At 73.3% G+C, this 18,407-nt stretch carries 13 protein-coding genes; 3 read left to right on the forward strand and 10 right to left on the reverse strand.

What is annotated here, in order from left to right; genetic code table 11:
* Positions 1-60 precede the first annotated feature (60 nt).
* The 3 genes from OG811_RS01750 to OG811_RS01760 form a co-directional block, all read right to left on the reverse strand.
* Positions 61-945 (reverse strand): hypothetical protein, encoded by an 885-nt coding sequence (locus tag OG811_RS01750; RefSeq protein ID WP_406071615.1) that lies wholly within the window; start codon positions 943-945, stop codon positions 61-63.
* Positions 942-3,497, reverse strand: coding sequence for an FtsK/SpoIIIE domain-containing protein (locus OG811_RS01755; RefSeq protein ID WP_406071616.1), 2,556 nt, complete (start codon positions 3,495-3,497; stop codon positions 942-944). The genes OG811_RS01750 and OG811_RS01755 overlap by 4 nt, the downstream gene beginning before the upstream one ends.
* A 98-nt stretch (positions 3,498-3,595) precedes the next feature.
* Entirely contained in the window at positions 3,596-3,829 is a 234-nt protein-coding gene (locus OG811_RS01760; protein WP_406071617.1) for a hypothetical protein, read from the reverse strand.
* Between the two features lie 105 nt (positions 3,830-3,934).
* On the opposite strand from OG811_RS01760, the gene OG811_RS01765 reads away from it, so the two are divergent.
* Positions 3,935-5,467, forward strand: a complete 1,533-nt coding sequence (locus tag OG811_RS01765; RefSeq protein ID WP_406071619.1) for a M1 family metallopeptidase — start codon at positions 3,935-3,937, stop codon at positions 5,465-5,467.
* Positions 5,468-5,675: 208 nt separating this feature from the next.
* On the opposite strand, the gene OG811_RS01770 is transcribed toward OG811_RS01765, so the two are convergent.
* From OG811_RS01770 to gltB, 4 genes are read right to left on the reverse strand one after another with little or no spacing between them, the layout of a single operon-like run.
* Complete coding sequence (locus OG811_RS01770; RefSeq protein WP_406071620.1) at positions 5,676-6,212, reverse strand: hypothetical protein; 537 nt, start codon at positions 6,210-6,212, stop codon at positions 5,676-5,678.
* A complete protein-coding gene (locus tag OG811_RS01775) occupies positions 6,158-7,135 on the reverse strand; it encodes a hypothetical protein (protein WP_406071622.1) in 978 nt (325 codons plus the stop codon). Before OG811_RS01775 ends, OG811_RS01770 begins: the two co-directional genes overlap by 55 nt.
* A 29-nt stretch (positions 7,136-7,164) precedes the next feature.
* Positions 7,165-8,700 (reverse strand): glutamate synthase subunit beta, encoded by a 1,536-nt coding sequence (locus tag OG811_RS01780; protein ID WP_406071623.1) that lies wholly within the window; start codon positions 8,698-8,700, stop codon positions 7,165-7,167.
* Positions 8,693-13,378 carry a glutamate synthase large subunit gene (gltB, locus tag OG811_RS01785; RefSeq protein WP_406075448.1) on the reverse strand — a complete coding sequence of 1,562 codons (4,686 nt, stop codon included), beginning with the start codon at positions 13,376-13,378 and terminating at the stop codon, positions 8,693-8,695. Before gltB ends, OG811_RS01780 begins: the two co-directional genes overlap by 8 nt.
* Before the next feature lie 174 nt (positions 13,379-13,552).
* Between gltB and OG811_RS01790 the strand changes: the two genes are divergently transcribed.
* Positions 13,553-14,389 carry a GNAT family N-acetyltransferase gene (locus OG811_RS01790; protein WP_406075449.1) on the forward strand — a complete coding sequence of 279 codons (837 nt, stop codon included), beginning with the start codon at positions 13,553-13,555 and terminating at the stop codon, positions 14,387-14,389.
* Between the two features lie 17 nt (positions 14,390-14,406).
* Here OG811_RS01790 and OG811_RS01795 read toward each other — a convergent pair whose 3' ends face one another.
* Positions 14,407-15,594, reverse strand: a complete 1,188-nt coding sequence (locus OG811_RS01795; RefSeq protein ID WP_406071625.1) for an FAD-dependent oxidoreductase — start codon at positions 15,592-15,594, stop codon at positions 14,407-14,409.
* Between the two features lie 15 nt (positions 15,595-15,609).
* Complete coding sequence (gene lgt / locus OG811_RS01800) at positions 15,610-16,812, reverse strand: prolipoprotein diacylglyceryl transferase (RefSeq protein ID WP_406071627.1); 1,203 nt, start codon at positions 16,810-16,812, stop codon at positions 15,610-15,612.
* Positions 16,813-16,914: 102 nt separating this feature from the next.
* Here lgt and OG811_RS01805 point away from each other — a divergent pair, with 102 nt between their 5' ends.
* Positions 16,915-17,472: an NUDIX hydrolase gene (locus OG811_RS01805; protein ID WP_406071628.1), complete on the forward strand. Its 558-nt coding sequence runs from the start codon at positions 16,915-16,917 to the stop codon at positions 17,470-17,472.
* Positions 17,473-17,603: 131 nt separating this feature from the next.
* Here the strand turns inward: OG811_RS01805 and trpA are convergent, their stop codons facing one another.
* A complete protein-coding gene (gene trpA, locus OG811_RS01810; RefSeq protein ID WP_406071630.1) occupies positions 17,604-18,407 on the reverse strand; it encodes a tryptophan synthase subunit alpha in 804 nt (267 codons plus the stop codon).

The following is an 18,407-nucleotide window of genomic DNA, read 5'->3' on the forward strand; positions in this document are numbered from 1 at the left end:
GCCGACCCGTCCGGTGAACGGTTGCAGCGATATCGAGTGGATCATGCCCGTGACCGTGGCTCAGCGCAGGCCGCGGACCAGCAGCAGGTAGGCGCAGTAGGCCATCGGCACCAGCAGGAAGCAGATCAGGAACCCGAGCGGCAGATACCGCGGCGGGGTGCCGGCGACCATGGCGGGTCTCCCCCATCGGCCCAGCACCAGGTACCCACCGAAGAACGCCACCGCCGGCAGCCCCGCACAGATCCATGCTCCGAGGGTGAACCCGTCCACCAGGCCGACCCCGGAGGCGAGCACCAGGGCCAGCACGAGCACCCCGGCGGCAGCCCCGCACCCGGCGTAGACGGCGACCGCCCGAGCCAGCGGTGACCACGTCGGCAGGAGCGCCGGCCGTTGGGCCAGCAACTCCGCCTGCTGCCCGTGCCGGTCGGCCTCGTCGGCCATCCGCCGGGCCAACTCCAGCTCCACCACCGGGTCGACGGCCGCCGCGCGCTGCGCAGGCACCCCGACGCCCGCCGGGCTCACCGCCGTCGGCAGCGTTAGCCGCGCCTCCCCCGCCGGCAACTCGGGATACGCCCCGACCCCCGCCCGCCCCGACGCGCCGGCTGCGCCGTCGAATCCCCCGTCCCCCGTTCCGAGTGCGATGGAAGGGCCGGACCCGGCAGCAGAGGCCGACTCGGCTCCCGGCGGTGGGCCGGGCCAAGCGGCAGTCTCGCCCGAACGCCCCGGCCCGGGGGCAGGGCCGGCGGGGGGCTGGTCGATGCCGACCGCTCGGCCGAGCTGGTCGAGGCGATGCCCCTGGGCGGTCAACCTCTGCTGTAGATAGTCGGCGGCGGCGTGCAGGTCACGGCGGCGCGCGGACTCGGCGGCGGCGTGCTGCTCACCGGCGCGGTGCCGCTCGGAGAGCTGTCGGGCCAGCGCCGCGTACTCCTCGAAGGACACTGTCACCGATCCCCGTCCGACTCGTGCCCGTCGCCGACGAACGGGACGATCAGCCGGGTGCGCTGGTCGTGCCGGTCGATCAGCAGCGCCCGGTCGGCGCGGGGCGTGTAGGCCAGGTCGTGCGCCCCGAGGTGCATGGCCAACTCGGCCCCGGGCACGTTGAGCGCGACCAGGCAGGCGACGTCGTCGCGGTGCTGGGTGCCGCCAAGGTCGTCGGCGAGTCGGCGCAGCCCACGCCACCAACCGAGCAGGTGCACCCCCTGCCCGGGGCCCTGGCGCAGGAGTGTGCGCAGGTCGTCCAGGCCGGAGCGGAACGTGCCCGGGTCGGTGACCCCGAGGACCGGCGCGGCGGCGTCCATGCCGAACACCACCAGGTATTCGCGGCCGGCGGGCTCGGCGGCCAGCGTGGCGATCCGGTCGCGCAGCCCGGCCGCGTCGAGACGCTGCACCGGGTGGCCGGCGGCCCGCAGGACGGTTTCGGTGTCGTCGGCGACCGCTTCGGCGGCGGTCACCAGGGAGGCCAGGTGAAACCGGGCGTCACCCGGGGTGTGCTGGCGGGCCAGGCTCAACGCCGCGGCGCGTAGCACGTCCGCGCCGGCCGGTGCGGTGCCCACCACGGCGAGGTGCCGGCCGGGGGTGGTGTCCATCAGAAACAGCGCGGTGGTGCCGTCCACGTCGACCGTCCGGCCGACCAGGGCCATCGGGCGCCGGCCACCGGGGCGCAGCCCGGCGAAGGTGGGGTCGTCCTCGACCCGCGCAGCCTCGTACCCCTTGAAGACCGCCGGTGCGCGCGAGCCCGGCGGGCGGGCCTGCCACAGCTCGTGGCGCAGTGCGCCAAGGTCCGCCGCGGCGGCGTGCGCGTCGGGGAAGCGCAGCACGGTGTCGGCGCCGGCCGCACCGGCGGCGGTGTTGACCACGGCGAAGCCGATCGGCAGGGCCGCGGCGGCGTCGTTGAGCGGATCGAGCACCCCGCCGCCACCGGGCAACGCCACCCGCAGCGCGAACTGCCCGAAGATCGCCTCGGCCCGCCCGTAGAGGGCCTCGATGCCGGTCATGCTCTGGCTGGCGAGCACCAGGTGGATGCCGTACGAGCGGCCCTTGCGGGCCAACTCCTCCAACAGGTCGACGGACTCGCGGGCCAGCGCGTCGTTGCCGGCGAGCAGCACGTGGAACTCGTCGATGACCGCCACGATGCGCGGCAGCGGATTGTCCCGGGGCAGGTCGGCGAGCTTGGTGACGCCGTGCCGCTTGAGCGCGCTGGCCCGGCGTTGCGTCTCCCGGCGCAGCTCGCGCAGCACGGCGAGACCGTACTCCCGGTCGGATTCGATGCCGACGGCACGGGCGTGCGGCAGCCAGGACGGGTCCCGACCGGTGGGCACGAACTCGGTGAAGCTCACGCCCTCCTTGAAGTCGAGCAGGTAGAGCTGCAACTCGGCCGGTGAGTAGCGGGCGGCCAGCCCGTAGAGGACGTCGAGGAGGAAGACGGTCTTGCCTGCGCCGGTACGCCCGCCGACCAGCCAGTGCGGGGTGGCGTCGTCGAAGGCGAGCGTCAGTGCGGTGTCGAAGGCCACCGTCAGCGGGACACCTCCGGCACGGCCGATCACCGTCCGCAGACCGTTACCGGCGGACTCGGCCCAGCGCCGCTCGGGCAGCAGATCGGTGAAGGGCAGGGCGTCGGCGCGGCGGGTGGCGGCGCCAAGGTGCTCGGCGAGCGCGCGTACCGAAGCGGGCGGCGGGTCGCCGTCGAGCAGGACGGGTGCGGCGAGCCCGCTGCCGTCGGCGCTGAACGGCAGGCCGGGCGGGTCGCCGACGTGCGCGTACCCCTGCTGGAGACGCACCGCGGTGGTGTCGCCCAGCGGGGGCGCGGTCTCGCCGGGCAGCCGGGGCGGGTGACCGGCGAGCAGCACGCACACGGCAGCGGCCGGGCCGGCGTGGGTGAGCGCGGCGAGCCGGGCCAGCTCGCGCGGCGGGGGCGCGGCGGTGGCGACCACCACCAGCAGGTGCCGGGCGGCGGGCTGGCCGTGCTGCGCGGCGCGGGCGTGCTGCTCGGCGGCGTCCAGCAGCGCGGCCACCTCGGCCTCGCCGGTGGCCGGCGGGTCGAGCACCCCGGCGTCGAGCAGTGGGCGCAAGGGGCCGAAGGTGGCGCCCAGCGCGGCGGTGTCGAGGCCGGCGACCCGGACCTGACCGGGCGGTGCGGTGGCGACCAGCCGCAGCACCAGCGCTCGCAGCAGCCCGGCGACCTGTGGGTCCCGGGCATCGGTGTCCAGGGCCAGGTGGTGGCCGCCGCCGAGCGGGACCAGCACCGGGAAGCCGCCGTCCGAGGTGGACGCCTCGCCGATCCGCACCGCGGCCGGCTCGTCGGTCAGGGGCGTGGCGCCCGGGGCGGGAGTGGCCAGGGTGCCGCCGAGGCGGGCGAGTCGGGCCACCAGCTCATCGGCGCCGACCGGCGCGACGACAGTCGGTGCCGTGCCGAGCGCGCTCCGGGCCGTGTCCAGGTGCGCCCGGGCCGCCCGGTGGGAGTTGACCGCCTGCCCGTACGCCGACGCGAGCCTGCCCAACCTGTGCCCCCAACGCCAACGGCCGTCTGGTCCCAGGAACCCTAACGGACACCGGCGGCACCCGGACAGTCCTGCCAGGACGTGTCACGCCGGGCCGGTCACGCCTTGCCGGTCACGCCTTGCCGCAGGCCGCCGGGGTGGACGCGTCGGCCACCCCACAGGTCACCGCGGCGGGGACGCCGCAGCAGCCGCGCGAGCAGCGCGAAGAACTCCAGCCCGCCGGCCGGGAACCGGTCCCGACCGGCGGTCGACTGCCTCTGACCGGTCAACTCCCGCATCGGCACCCCCGACCGTGGCACGGCGTGACCGCCGATTCCACCCAGTGTGGTCATCTGGCGCAAGCCCCGCCACCGGCCGGCACCGCGCGGAGGGCCGGCGGCGTTCACAGTTGTCGATTAGGTTGGCGGGGCGAACACCCGATGGAGGGAGTCCACCCCGTGCGACGAGTCCTCACGGCGGCCACCGCCGCCCTGACCCTCACCACCGCCGGCACCATGCTCGCCGGCACCCCCGGCCAGGCCGCCCCGACGGGCTGGGGCCGTCCCGTCGTCACCGCCGCGCCGCAACCCGGCGCACCCGGGTTGGGCGACAGCTACTTCCCCGACTACGGCAACGGCGGCTACGACGTCGATCACTACGACGTCCGGCTGCGCTACGACCCGGCAACCGACCTGCTCACCGGCACCACCACCATCCTCGCCACCGCCACACAGGACCTTTCGGCGTTCAATCTGGACTTCCTGCTCGACGTCGAGTCGGTCCGGGTCAACGGCTGGGCGGCGAGCACCAGCACCGCCGGTGTGCACGAGCTGGTCGTCACCCCGGCCCGCACGGTGACCCGGGGTCAGCAGCTCACCATCGTGGTGCGCTACACCGGCATCCCGTCGGAGACCCTGGTCGGCGGCTACACCGGCTGGACGCGTACCGACGACGGCGCCCTCGCCGTCAACGAGCCCGAGTCGGCGTGGTGGTGGTTCCCGAGCAACGATCACCCACTGGACAAGGCCACCTTCGACATCTCCGTCTCGGTGCCCACCGGCGTCGAGGTGATCAGCAACGGCGTGCAGCCGCGACCGCCGCTGGCCGAGGCCGGCAACCGCACCCGGTGGATCTGGCGGACCACCTCCCCCACGGCCCCCTACCTGGCCTTCATGGCCATCGGCCAGTACGACATCGTCACCGACACCACACCGAGCGGCCAGCCGGTGATCAACGCGTACAGCACCTCGCTGGGCGCGCTCGGGCCGGCCGCACGGGCCAGCATCGAGCGGACCGCCGAGATCGTCGACTGGGAGAGCGGGATCTTCGGCCCGTACCCGTTCGAGGCGCAGGGCGGCGTGGCAGGGCCGGTCGACGGCATCGGCTTCGCCCTGGAGACGCAGACCCGACCGGTGTACGGCCCCGGGTTCTGGCGTCGCGGCGCCAACACGTACGTGGTGGCCCACGAGAACGCGCACCAGTGGTTCGGCGACTCGGTCTCGGTGGCCGACTGGCGCAACATCTGGCTCAACGAGGGCTTCGCCTCGTACGCCGAGTGGCTCTGGTCGGAGGAACAGGGCGAGGGCACCGCGCAGGAGGTGTTCGACTTCACCTACGCCAGCTACCCGGCCGACGACGAGTTCTGGCAGGTGCTGCCCGGCGACCCGGGTGCCAACCGGGTCTTCGACGACGCCGTCTACGACCGGGGTGCGATGACGCTGCACCAGTTGCGGTTGGCCGTCGGCGACGACGCGTTCTTCGAGATCCTGCCGGCCTGGACCGCCGAGCACCGCTACGGCAACGGCACCATCGCGCAGTTCCAGGCCCTGGCCGAACGGATCTCCGGGCTGGACCTGGACGACCTGTTCACCACCTGGCTGTTCACCGCCGGGCGACCCGACGTGGCCGCCGCCGCGCGCAAGGCCGCCCCGCCGACGGAGCCGAAGTCCTGGGCCAAGATCCGCGAGGCGCACCACCTGCTGTCGCACTAGTCGCCCGGAAGGCCCGCCGCCCACCGCGGCGGGCCTTCCGTCTGTCCCTGCGGCTCCTCGGCCCACCGCTGCACGTCCTTTGCTCTGCTTCAACGGAGGCAACACCTACTGTCCGGATATTGGACGTGAGGCGTTGCGCGGGTTGAAGCAGAGCAACGGGGCCCGCAGATGTCGCTGGCCTCCGTGCGGACCCGTCACCAACGGCGACTCAGGACGCCGGCGCCGACGACCGGAGCTCAGACGGGGCACCCGCCTGCCCGGCCGTGCTCGCCTCGATGGCGCGAATGTGCCGATAGGCGAACCAGAGCGGCGGGAACGCCCCGACCGCGAAGGACAGGTCGACGAGCGTCCAGAACCAGGGGATGTCGCGGATCGGGCCGCAGATCAGTGCCAGCGGAACGATCCCCGCGCAGGCGATCATGCCGACCTGCACCACCCAGACGTTGCGCACCGGGTCACGCAGCGGCCCCCAGAAGGCCACCGCCAGCACCAGGTGGGCGAAGGCCAGCCAGTCGGTGCCGTAGAGCAGGAACGGATAGTCCTCGCCGGCCGTCACGAGCCCGGTGTGCACCCGTTCGATCCAGTTGACCAGCGCCGGCAGCTGACCGGCGAGAGGGTCCAGTGCGCGCAGCAGCCAGCGCACCTCGATTTCCAGCGGAAACGCGGTGGCGCCGCTCAGGAAGAGCCCGATCAGCACGATCCACAGCCACCGGCGGGTCCGCCGTAGCCGCTCCTCGATGTCCATGACCGCAGCGTAACGATGATCTTCGTGTCGATCGGTCCCGCAGACCGTCCGCCGGGGGGTGACCGCTGTCTCAGCGGGGCGGTGCCTGCCCGGCCGTGGTCAACTCCCCGAGCCGGACCGAGCCCAACCGGACCCCACCGGGCCCGGCGGGCGCGACGGCACAGACGGCCCCGGTGGGCCGGACGATGCGGGCGGCCCGGAACGCCACTCGCCGTACCGGATGTCGCGGCCGCGGCACGACCAGCGCGAGGGTGGCCTCGCGACCGCGTTGGCGGTCCAGGGCGACCGCCGCCACCACTGTGGCGATCGCCGCAGCGGAACCGGCGAGGACGAGTGTCTGCCGTGGCCCGGCGTGTTCGGCGAGCCAGCCGAGCAGCGGAGGGGCCGACTGCGGCGGAGACCGAGCCGGTGACCGCCAGGGCGGCGAGCACCCGCCCCCGCATCACGCCGTCGGTGTCGAGTTGGGCGCGGGTGCCGACGGTCGTGTCGATGACCACCGCGGCGGCGGCGATCGGCAGGATCACCGCCGCGAAACTCCAGGTCCCCGGTGCGAGGTCGGCGACGATCTGCAGCCCGCTGGCGAGCAGCCCCGCGGCGACCAGCGTCCGGTAGCCCAGGGAACTCCGGCGGGCCGCGACGAGCGCGCCCAGCACCGTCCCGACCGCGAAAACGGTCGACAGGAAGCCGTAACCGGAAGCGCCGGCCTCCAGCGGCCCGTCGCTCATCGCGGCCATCGTGACCTGGTAGTTGCGGCCCAGGCTGCCGAGCACGAACGACAGGGCGAGCGCGAGGAGCAGTACCGGCTGCCCGCGCAGGTAGGCGAATCCGGCGCGGGCACCGCCCCGGTCCCGGCCACCGGCCGGCGGCGATGCCTGGTGACCGGGAACGACCCCCGGGCGTACGGCGAACGGCGCCACCACCACGGCGTCGATCGTCTGGTGACGCCCCCGGGTCAGTGGGCGGCGAGAGCCTGCGCCGCCGGGCCGACCGGAGCCGGCAGCGCACCGACACCGCCGAGATACCCGTGGATGGCGGCGGCCGCCGCACGCCCCTCGGCGATGGCCCAGACGATCAGCGACGCACCCCGGTGCATGTCACCGGCGACGAACACCCCGTCGGCATCGGTCTGCCAGTCGTCGCGGGCATCGACAGCACCCCGGGGATTACGGGTCACGCCGAACTGGCCCAGCAGCGGCTGCGGCTCGGTGCCCTCGAAGCCGATCGCCAGCAGCACCAGATCGGCCGGCAACTCCCGCTCGGAGCCCGGCACCACGGTGACGACCCGCCGGCCGTCGCGCTTCTCCACGGTCACCTCGGCGATCCGCACCGCCCGCACCTGGCCGGTGCCGTCGTCCACGAACTCCTGCACCGCCACAGCGAAGACCCGCTCGCCACCCTCCTCATGCGCCGGGTAGCTGCGCAGGATCCACGGCCAGGTCGGCCACGGGTCCCGTGCCTCGTCGCGGGCTTGGGGCGGCTGCGGGTACAGGTCGAGCTGGTGCACGCCAGCAGCGCCCTGCCGGTGCGCGACGCCGAGGCAGTCGGCCGCGGTGTCACCACCACCGATGATCACCACGTGCTTGCCGGCGGCATCGATCGGGGTGCCGTCCGGCAGCAGCGCACGCGCCGGCCGGCCCTCGCCGGTGACCACGACGCCGGGCTGGTCGGTGGCCGCGGTGGCGACCGCGCGATTCGCCGCGACCAGGTGCGCCATCGCCTGGTGTACGCCCCGAAGCGCCCGCCCCGGGGTCTCCGGGGTGTCCCGGCCCTGCAACGCGCCGCAGGCCAGCAGCACCGCGTCATGCTCGTCGCGCAACTGCTCGGCGCTGATGTCCACCCCGACGTTCACACCGGTGCGGAAGCGCACCCCCTCGGCGACGAGCTGCTCCAGTCGGCTGTCGATGTGCCGCTTCTCCAGCTTGAAGTCGGGGATGCCGTACCGGAGCAGGCCACCGATCGCGTCGTCCCGCTCGTACACCGTCACCGCGTGACCGGCGCGGGCCAGCTGCTGGGCGGCGGCGAGCCCGGCGGGCCCGGAGCCGACGACGGCGACCGACCGGCCGGACGGCGCCGGCACCGGGCGGGGAGGGAAACCGCGCGCCGCGGCGGCGTCGGCGATTTCCACCTCGACCTGCTTGATGGTCACCGGTTGGCCGCCGGAGATACCGAGCACGCAGGCCGCCTCGCAGGGCGCCGGACAGAGCCGGCCGGTGAACTCCGGAAAGTTGTTGGTGGCGTGCAGCGACTCCACGGCGGCATCCCAGTTGCCGGTACGCACCAGGTCGTTCCAGTCCGGGATGCGGTTGCCCAGCGGGCAGCCGTCGTGGCAGAACGGGATGCCGCAGTCCATGCATCGCGTGGCCTGCTCACGGATCAGTTCCTCGCCGGCCGGCGGGTATACCTCATGCCAGTCGCTGATCCGCACCGGCACCGGGCGGCGGGCCGGCAGCCGCCGGTCGTAACGCAGGAAACCGTTCGGGTCAGGCACGTGCCACCTCCTGGGCGACCACCCGCGGGGCGGGCGGCACGGGCGCGGCCGACGGCGCGCTGAGCGCGCTCATCACCGCGTCGTCGACATCGCGGCCGGCGGCTTCGGCGGCCCGCATGATCTCCAGCACCCGGCGGTAGTCGCGGGGCACCACCGCGGTGAACTCAGCCACCGCCTCCGGCCAACGCTTGAGCAGCTCCTCGGCCACCGCCGACCCGGTCTCGGCGACGTGCCGCTGGACCAACTCGTGCAGCAGCGACTGCTCCTGCTCGCCCAGCGGCGCCAGGTCGACAAGTTCGGCGTTGACGCGCGCACGGTCCAGGTGGTGCACGAACGCGGTGCCGCCGGACATACCGGCCGCGAAGTTACGGCCGGTCGCGCCGAGCACCACCACCGTGCCGCCGGTCATGTACTCGCAGCCGTGATCGCCGACGCCTTCGACCACGGCGATCGCACCGGAGTTGCGCACGGCGAACCGCTCCCCCACCCGACCGCGCAGGAAGACCTCGCCCGCCGTGGCCCCGTACAGGATGGTGTTGCCGGCGATGATCTGATCCTCGGCCCGCTGCCCCGGCTCGGCGTCGGGGTCGAGGAACGGCGCGGTGGCGTCCGGACGGACGATGATGCGTCCACCGGAGAGGCCCTTGCCCACGTAGTCGTTGGCGTCGCCGTGCAGCCGCAGGGTCACCCCGCGCGGCAGGAACGCGCCGAACGACTGCCCCGCCGTGCCGTGCAGCACGAACTCGATGGTGTCTTCGGGGAGGCCGACGCCGCCGAAGCGACGGGTCACCTCGCCGCCGAGCATCGCGCCCACGCTGCGGTGCTCGTTGCGCACCGCCACCTCGACCCGCACCGGCGCCCCGTCGGAAAACGCCGGACGGGCCAGCGCGATCAGCTCGTTGTCCAGTGCCTGCTCCAGGCCGTGGTCCTGGGCGCGAACCCCACGTCGGGCGGCGCCGGCGGGCAGCTCCGGCAGGTGCAGGACGGGCGCCAGGTCCAACCCGTGCGCCTTCCAGTGCGTCACCGCCGGGGCCACGTCGAGCAGCTCGGACTGCCCGATCGCCTCCTCGATCGACCGGAAGCCCAGCTCGGCCAGGTATCCCCGGACCTCCTCGGCCAGGAAGAGGAAGAAGTTCTCCACGAACTCCGGGGTGCCGGTGAAGCGCTCCCGGAGCACCGGGTTCTGGGTGGCGATGCCGACCGGGCAGGTGTCCAGGTGGCAGACCCGCATCATCACGCAGCCGGCAACGATCAGCGGCGCGGTCGCGAAGCCGAACTCCTCCGCGCCGAGCAGCGCCGCGATCAGCACGTCCCGGCCGGTCTTGAGCTGGCCGTCGACCTGCACGGTGACCCGGTCGCGCAACTTGTTGAGCAGCAGCGTCTGCTGCGCCTCGGCCAGCCCCAGCTCCCACGGGGTGCCGGCGTGCTTGAGCGAGTTCATCGGGGAAGCGCCCGTGCCGCCGTCGTGGCCGGAGATCAGGATGACGTCCGCCTTGAGCTTCGCCACGCCGGCGGCGACAGTGCCGACGCCGACCTCGCTGACCAGCTTGACGTGCACCCGGGCAGCCGGGTTGACGCACTTCAGGTCGTGCACCAGCTGGGCGAGGTCCTCGATGGAGTAGATGTCGTGGTGCGGCGGCGGGGAGATCAGACCCACGCCGGGGGTGGCGTGCCGGGTGCGGGCGATCCACGGCCAGACCTTGTTGCCGGGCAGCTGACCGCCCTCGCCCGGTTTGGCGCCCTGGGCCATCTTGATCTGCAGGTCGTCCGCGTTGACCAGGTATTCGCTGGTCACACCGAACCGGCCGCTGGCGATCTGCTTGACGGCCGAGCGGCGGGCCGGGTCGTGCAGCCGCTCGACGTCCTCGCCGCCCTCACCGGTGTTGGACTTGCCGCCGAGGCGGTTCATCGCGATGGCGAGCGTCTCGTGCGCCTCCGCGGAGATCGACCCGTACGACATGGCGCCGGTGGCGAACCGCTTGACGATCTCGGTGACCGGCTCGACCTCCCCGATCGGCACGGCCGGGCGGACCCCGGTGCGCAGGGTGAACAGCCCACGCAGCGAGCCGGCCTGCGCGGCGAGCGCGTCGACCTTCGCGGTGTACTGCCGGAAGACGTCGTACTGTCGGCTGCGGGTGGCGTGCTGCAGCAGGAAGACCGTCTCCGGGTTGAACAGGTGCAGCTCACCCTCGCGGCGCCACTGGTACTCGCCACCGACCTCCAACCGGTCGGAGGCGGCGGTGCCCGCCGGGGGCCAGGGCAGCGCGTGTCGGGCGGCAACCTCGGCGTGGACGCCGGCCAGCGCCACCCCGCCGATCCGGCTGGGGGTGCCCCGGAAGTAGCGCTCGACCAGCCGCTTGTCCAGCCCGACCGCCTCGAAGACCTGCGCCCCGCAGTACGACGAGACCGTCGAGATGCCCATCTTCGACATGATCTTCAGGACGCCCTTGCCGAGCGCTTTGGCGTAGTTGCGCACCGCGGTGGCCGGTTCGACGCCGACCAGCGTGCCCGTGGAGATCATGTCCTCCACCGACTCGAAGGCCAGGTACGGGTTGACCGCCGCCGCACCGTAGCCGATCAGCACCGCCGCGTGGTGCACCTCCCGGCAGTCGCCGGACTCCACGACAAGCGCTACCTGCGTACGGGTCTGCTCACGCACCAGGTGCTGGTGCACAGCGGCGGTGAGCAGCAGCGACGGGATCGGCGCCAGGTCGGCGTTGGAGTCCCGATCGGAGAGCACCAGGATGCGTACGCCGTCCTCGATCGCCTCGGAGACGTGCCGGCAGATCTCGGTCAGCCGCGCCTTGATCCCGGCGGCGCCCTCCCGGATGCGGTACAGCCCGGAGACCCGGACCGCCTTGAAACCGGGCAGGTCGCCGTCCTCGTCGATGGAGAGGATCTTCGCCAGCTCGTCGTTGTCGATGACCGGGTGCGGCAGCACGATCTGCCGGCAGCTTGCCGCGCCCGGGTCGAGCAGGTTGCCCTCCGGCCCGATCGTCGACGCCAGGCTGGTCACCAACTCTTCGCGGATGGCGTCCAACGGCGGGTTGGTGACCTGGGCGAAGAGCTGGTGGAAGTAGTCGTAGAGCAGCCGCGGCCGGGTGGACAGCGGCGAGATCGGGGTGTCCGTGCCCATCGAACCGAGCGGCTCGGCGCCGGTGCTGGCCATCGGACCGAGCAGGATCTTCAGCTCCTCCTCGCTGTAGCCGAAGGTCTGCTGGCGGCGGCGAACCGAGTCGTGCGTGTAAACGGTGTGCTCGCGGGCGGGCAGGTCGTTGAGCTCGATCAGCCCGGCGTGCAGCCACTCGCCGTACGGCTGGGCGGCGGCCAACTCGGACTTGATCTCCTCGTCGTGCACGATCCGACCGGCGACGGTGTCGACCAGGAACATCTTGCCCGGCTGGAGCCGCCCCTTCGCGACCACGTGGGCCGGGTCGAGGTCGAGTACGCCCGCCTCGGAGCCGAGCACGACGAGCCCGTCGTCGGTCTGCCACCAGCGCCCCGGGCGCAGCCCGTTGCGGTCCAGCACGGCGCCGACGATCTCGCCGTCGGTGAAGGCCACCGACGCCGGACCGTCCCACGGCTCCATCAGGCTGGCGTGGAAGCGGTAGAAGGCACGCTTGGCCGGCTCCATGCCGGGGTCGTTCTCCCACGCCTCGGGGATCATCATGAGCACCGCGTGCGGCAGGCTCCGCCCGGCCAGGTGCAGCAGCTCCAGGACCTCGTCAAAGTTCGCCGAGTCGGAGGCGCCGGGGGTGCAGACCGGGAAGACCCGCCGAATGTTGCCCGGCACGTTCGGCGAGCGCAGTAGCGCCTCGCGGGCCTGCATCCAGTTGCGGTTGCCACGGATCGTGTTGATCTCGCCGTTGTGGGCGATGAAGCGGTACGGGTGCGCCAGCGGCCAGGACGGGAAGGTGTTGGTGGAGAAGCGGGAGTGCACCAGCGCGATCGCGCTGTCCACCCGCTCGTCGCGCAGGTCCGGGTAGAACGCCGGCAGTTGGTCGGGGGTGAGCATCCCCTTGTAGACCATCGTGCGGCTGGACAGCGACGGGAAGTATGCCGGCACGCCCCGCTCGGCGGTCTCCCGTTCGGCCTGCTTGCGCAGGCAGAACGCCACCCGGTCCAGCTCGACGCCGCTCAGCGCGGAACCGGCCGACCCAGCGGGTGAGTCGGTGAGCCGGTGCGCGGCCAGGAAGAGCTGCCGGACCCGAGGCATCGCCGCCAGGGCGGTCTCGCCGAGCCCGGCCGGGTCGATTGGCACCTCCCGCCAGCCGAGCAGATCGGCACCCTCGACCAGGGCGTACTTTTCGACCACCCGCCGCGCACGCGCCTCGGCGGCGTCGTCGTCGGGGAGGAAGACCAGCCCGGTGGCGTATTCGCCCGCCGAGGGAAGCGCGACGTCGGCCACCGCACGCAGGAACACGTCGGGCACCTGGATCATGATGCCCGCGCCGTCGCCGGTGTTCGGCTCCGCGCCACGGGCACCCCGATGGTCCAGCCGGCAGAGCGCACCGAGCCCGTTGGCGACGACCGCGTGTGAACGCCGGCCATGCAGGTCCGCTACGAAGGCCACCCCGCAGGCGTCGTGCTCCTGGGCCGGGTCGTAGAGGCCCTGGGCGGACGGGCGGGGGCCGGGCGTCGGGGACGCCTGCGGGCTGTGCGGATACGGCTGTTCGATGTCCGCGTACGGCTGAGCCACCGGGCCCCCTGTCGTCACTCAGGTTGGATCATGATGGGGACGACGTCGGCCCGTGGGTCTATTGAGTCTACGTTAGGGCCGGGGTCGCACGGCCACCTGAGATTGATCACACCGTCCATAGTCTGGGACATGTAGTCTCGCGCGGTGGATCCGCTGAACAAGCACGTCTTCGACCGGTTGGAACGCTTCTACGACGCGGTGCCCCGCGACGTCGCCGGTGTGGAGGAGCACGGCGGGCTGGTGTTATTCGTTCGCGAGAGTGCCGGCTGGCCGTTCTACGCCCGCCCCCGGATCGACGCCACCGCGCCGCCGTCGCTGGCCGACGTGACCTCGGTCCGCGAGCGGCAGCGGAAGCTGGGCCTGCCGGAAGCCTTCGAGTGGGTGCACGAGACCAGCCCCGAGCTGCTGGCGGTGGCCCGCTCGGCGGGGCTGAACGTGCTGGAGGCGCCGCTGATGGTGCTCGACCCGACCGCGCTGCCCGACCCGGCGACGCTGTCCGACGTGGCGGTGCGGGTGCTGACGGCGGACTCCCCCGGCTTCGCCGCCGACGTGGCCGCCCGACGTGCGGTGGCAGCGGTGTCGTTCGCCGCGGCCGGCACCGCGCCTGGTGCGGCCGGTCCGGCCGAGCGGGACGCCGCCATCACCGCACTTGAGGTGGCCGCGCTCGACGAGGAGCGCACCCGGATCGCCGACGGCCGACGGATCTCCGCACTGGCCGGCACACCGACCGAGGGTGCGCTGGCCAGCGGCATGGCCATGCGGGTGGACGACGTCGCGGAGATCGCCGGGGTGGCCACTCTGCCGGCCGCCCGACGACGCGGGCTGGGCGCCGCGCTCACCGCCACCATCGCCCGGGAGCTGCGCGCGGCCGGCACCGACCTGATCTTCCTCTCGGCGGGCAGCGACGATATCGCCCGGGTCTACCTGCGAGTCGGTTTCCGCCGCATCGGCACCGCCTGCATCGCCGAACCCGCCGCCCTCATCCCCTGACCTCCCGCGAGCGTGGGTCAGGCTGGGGGACGCCACTGGGCGGCGGAGGCGGCGGCACTGGAGATCAGCCGCGAATTGATCGTGCCTAGTGCGGCGTCCCGGGCGCGCAACGCCAACCGGCCCCGGGTCTGGAGCACCGCCGACATCCGCCGGGTCTGCCGGACCACGGCCGCCACCCTGGGACGGCGCACCCGGTCGTACGCCTGAACGGCGTCCGGCAGCCGAGCCTCGCGCAGCAGGGAGGCGAGCGTGGCGGCGTCCTCGAACGCCAGGCAGGCGCCCTGCCCAAGATGCGGCGGCATGGCGTGCGCCGCGTCGCCGAGCAGCACCACCCCGCCCGGCCCGACCGGAAAGCCGTACGCACGGGGCAGCGGGCGCAGCTCGCGCACCTCCTGCTGGACCAGGTCGGCCGGGTCGGTGGCGTCGAGCAGCGCGCCAATCGGGGCGGGCCACCCCGCGTACCAGCGGCGCAGCAGAGCGAGCTGGGTCTCCGGCGGTTCCGGACGTGGTGCGCCGGCGGCCGTGGCCACCCAGTAGATGCCGCCCCGGGTAGACCCACCTGAGGAGCCGCGCTCGCCCAGCGACGCGGCCACGAATCGGTAACCCGCGCCGAGGATCTCACCGGCCAGCGGTTGGTCGTCGGGTAGCCGCGGTGCCTGGTACCAGGGAATGACCGCCCGCCAGGCGGCACATCCGGAGCTGACCACCCGGGACTCGGGGGCGAGTTGGCGGCGGATGCCGCTGTCCGTGCCGTCAGCGGCGACCACCAGGTCGGCCTCGATGGTGTGCCGTCCGTCGCTGACCGCCGGTCGCTCGCCCGGCTCGACCCGGACGTGGCGCACGGTCACTCCGGTACGCAGCTCGACCCGGTCGCCGAGGCCGGCGATCAGCGTGTCGTGCAGGTCCTCGCGGTGGACCACCACCGGCATCCGGTCGGCCGGGACAGGCCGGGGCTGCACGAGCCAGTGCCCGTCCGGGCGACGGACCCCGCCGTCGGGCAGCGGGGTGGCGATGGCAGCCAGGCCCGCGCCGAGGCCGAGGACCTGCAGCGCGCGGACACCGTTGGGCCAGAGCACCACGGCGGTCGGCTCGGGGCGGACCCGTTCGGCGCGTTCCAACAGGGTGACCTGCCAGCCGGAGCGGGCCAGCGCGCCGGCCACCGCGAGGCCACCGACCCCTGCGCCGACCACCACCGCGCTTCGCATCGGTGCCGCCCCCGCTCAGCTGTCCTGGTCGGCGGGCCGCGCGCCCGCGGCGTCGGCCCGGTCGGCGTCGGCGTCGGCGTCGGCGTCGGCGGCCGAGAGTTCGTCCGCCGGCTCGTCGTCGGTCGACGGGCGGTCGACGGGTGCCGCGGCACCGAGCGGCTCGCCGCCACCCGGCTGGGAGCCCTCGTCGGTGGCCGGCTCCGGCGGCACGACGCCGGTGTCCTGCCACGCGGCGTACTGCTCCTCGCTGACCACCCGGTAGCCCTCCGGCGCGGCGGCCCGCGCGGCGGTCTCCCGCTCGGAGAGGTCGACCTGGGACAGGTCGGACGTGGCAGGCGGGGTCGTCGCCGCCGCGCCGAGCGGGATCAGGTATTCCCGAGGGCCGCGCACCCGGACGAAGTAGATCAACGCGCCGAGGAAGACCAGGGCCGCGGTCCAGACGTTGAGGCGGACGCCGAGGATCTGGTTGGCCTCGTCGGTGCGCATCAGCTCGATCCAGAACCGGCCGACGGTGTAGCCCATCACGTAGAGCGCGAACGCCCGACCCCGGCCCAGCTTCAATCGGCGATCCAGGATGAGGACCAGGGCGACCACGCCGAGGTTCCACAGCGCCTCGTAGAGGAAGGTCGGCTGGTAGAGGCCCGGTTCGAGGATCGGCTGCCCGGCGTCGTCGCGCAGCGCGTGCCCCGGATTGTCCGGGTCCATCCGATGGATCTGCAGGCCCCACGGCAGGGTCGTCCGGCCACCGAAAAGCTCGTTGTTGAACCAGTTGCCGATCCGGCCGACCGCTTGGGCCAGCGGCAGACCGGGTGCCAGCGCGTCGGCCACCACGCCGAACGGGATGCCGAGTTGCCGGGCCGCGATCCAGGCACCGAGTGCGCCACCAGCGACCGCACCCCAGATTCCGAGGCCGCCCTCCCAGATGTAAAACGCCTTCAACGGCTCACCGCCGGCGCCGAAGTATTTCTCCGGCGAGGTGATCACGTGGTAGATCCGGGCGCCGATGATGCCCGCGGGCACCGCCCAGACAGCGATGTCGAGCACCGCGCCGGGCGCGACGCCGCGCTGCCGCAGCCGGCGCTCCGTCACCCAGCAGGCCAGCACGATGCCGGCGATGATGCACAGCGCGTAGGCCCGGAGCGGAAAAGGCCCGAGCTGCCAGACCGCGGTGCTGGGACTGGGCAGGGCCGCCTGGGGGGACAGCAAGGCGAGGGTCACGGGTGCACACGCTACCGCTGCACACCCCACCAGCGGCACCCCGGGCGGCTGGTGCGCGCATCTCGGTGACTTCTGGTTTGCGCCGCCGTAGGCTCTTTGTCCATGAGCGCGCTCACCTGGGCGGTCGCCGCGGTCGTCAGCGACGACATCGGCCGGGTGCTGCTCTGCCAGCAGGGCCGGGGTGAGCGCCGCTACGCGCTACCCGGCGGGCGACTGCGCCCCGCCGAGAGCCCGGTGCGGGCGGCCCTGCGGGACATCCGCACGGAGATTGGCTGGGACATCGACCTGGTCGACCTGGTCGGCGTCTACCACCTGACCGTCCCCACGGGGAGAACACCGGCCGGACGCGCCGGGCCGCTGCCGGACGTCCTCGTGCACGTGTTCCGGGCCCGCGCCGCCGACGGCAGCCCGACGGCCAACCCGCCGCCGGGCTGCCGGTTGTCCTGGCACGCCCCCGCCGCGCTGCCCGAGTCGGTCACCCCGCTCACCCGGGCCGCCGTCGCCGACGCGATCGCCGGCCGCTCCGGCGTGCTCCGCGACGCCCGGTCGATGCCCGATCCGGACGGCCAGCCGGAGAACGGTCCCGACGCGCAACCAGTCTCGGGGCAGCCGCCGGAACAACGTGGCGAAGCGGCTGCGGACGCTTCGCTTCGTCCCTGACCGCCGGATAAATCTCAGGCCGCACGACGCCGCCCACCCGGCGGCCAGCACCCTTTTGAGCGTGATGCCTGTGAGTCATCAAGATGACTCACAGGCATCACGCTCAGAAGAAAGACATGCCCGCCGCGCCCTCAGCGGGTGGGGGTGCGGACCCCTTCGGCGAGTTCGGCGCTGAGGGTACGCAGGGCGGCCAGCCCCTCCGCCTCGGTGGACGCGTCGAGCACGCACCGGACCAGCGCACTGCCGACGATCACCCCGTCGGCGTACCCGGCGACGGTGCCGGCCTGCGCACCGGTGCCCACGCCCAGACCGACACCGACCGGCAGGTCGGTGACCGCCCGGACCCGGGAGACCAGCGTCGGCGCTGCGTCCGAGGTACGCGCTCGGGCGCCGGTCACACCCATGACGGCGGTCGCGTAGACGAAGCCGCGGCAGTGCTCCACGGTCATCGCCAGCCGCGCATCGGTGGACGACGGCGAGACCAGGAAGGTGCGGTCCAGTCCGTGTGCCTCCGAAGCGGCCAGCCACTCGTCCGCCTCGTCGGGAATGAGGTCGGGGGTGACCAGACCGGTGCCACCGGCAGCGGCGAGGTCACGGGCGAACACGTCCACGCCGTAACGCTCGACCGGGTTCCAGTAGGTCATGGTGACCACCGGAGCGCCGGTGGCCGCCACCGCCTCGATGATCCGCAGCGTGTCCGCGGTGCGGACGCCCCCGGCCAGCGCGATGTCACTGGCCTTCTGGATCACCGGCCCGTCCATCACCGGGTCGGAGTATGGGATCTCCACCTCGATGACGTCGACGCCGGCCTCGACCATGGCGGTCATCGCGGCGATGCTGCCCTCGACGGTCGGGAAACCAGCCGGCATGCAGCCGACCAGCAGTGCCCGTCCGTCGGCGCGGGCCTTGTCGAAGGCCACCCCGATCCGGCTCAT

Source organism: Micromonospora sp. NBC_01638, assembly GCF_045209745.1.
Taxonomy (GTDB): Bacteria; Actinomycetota; Actinomycetes; order Mycobacteriales; family Micromonosporaceae; genus Micromonospora.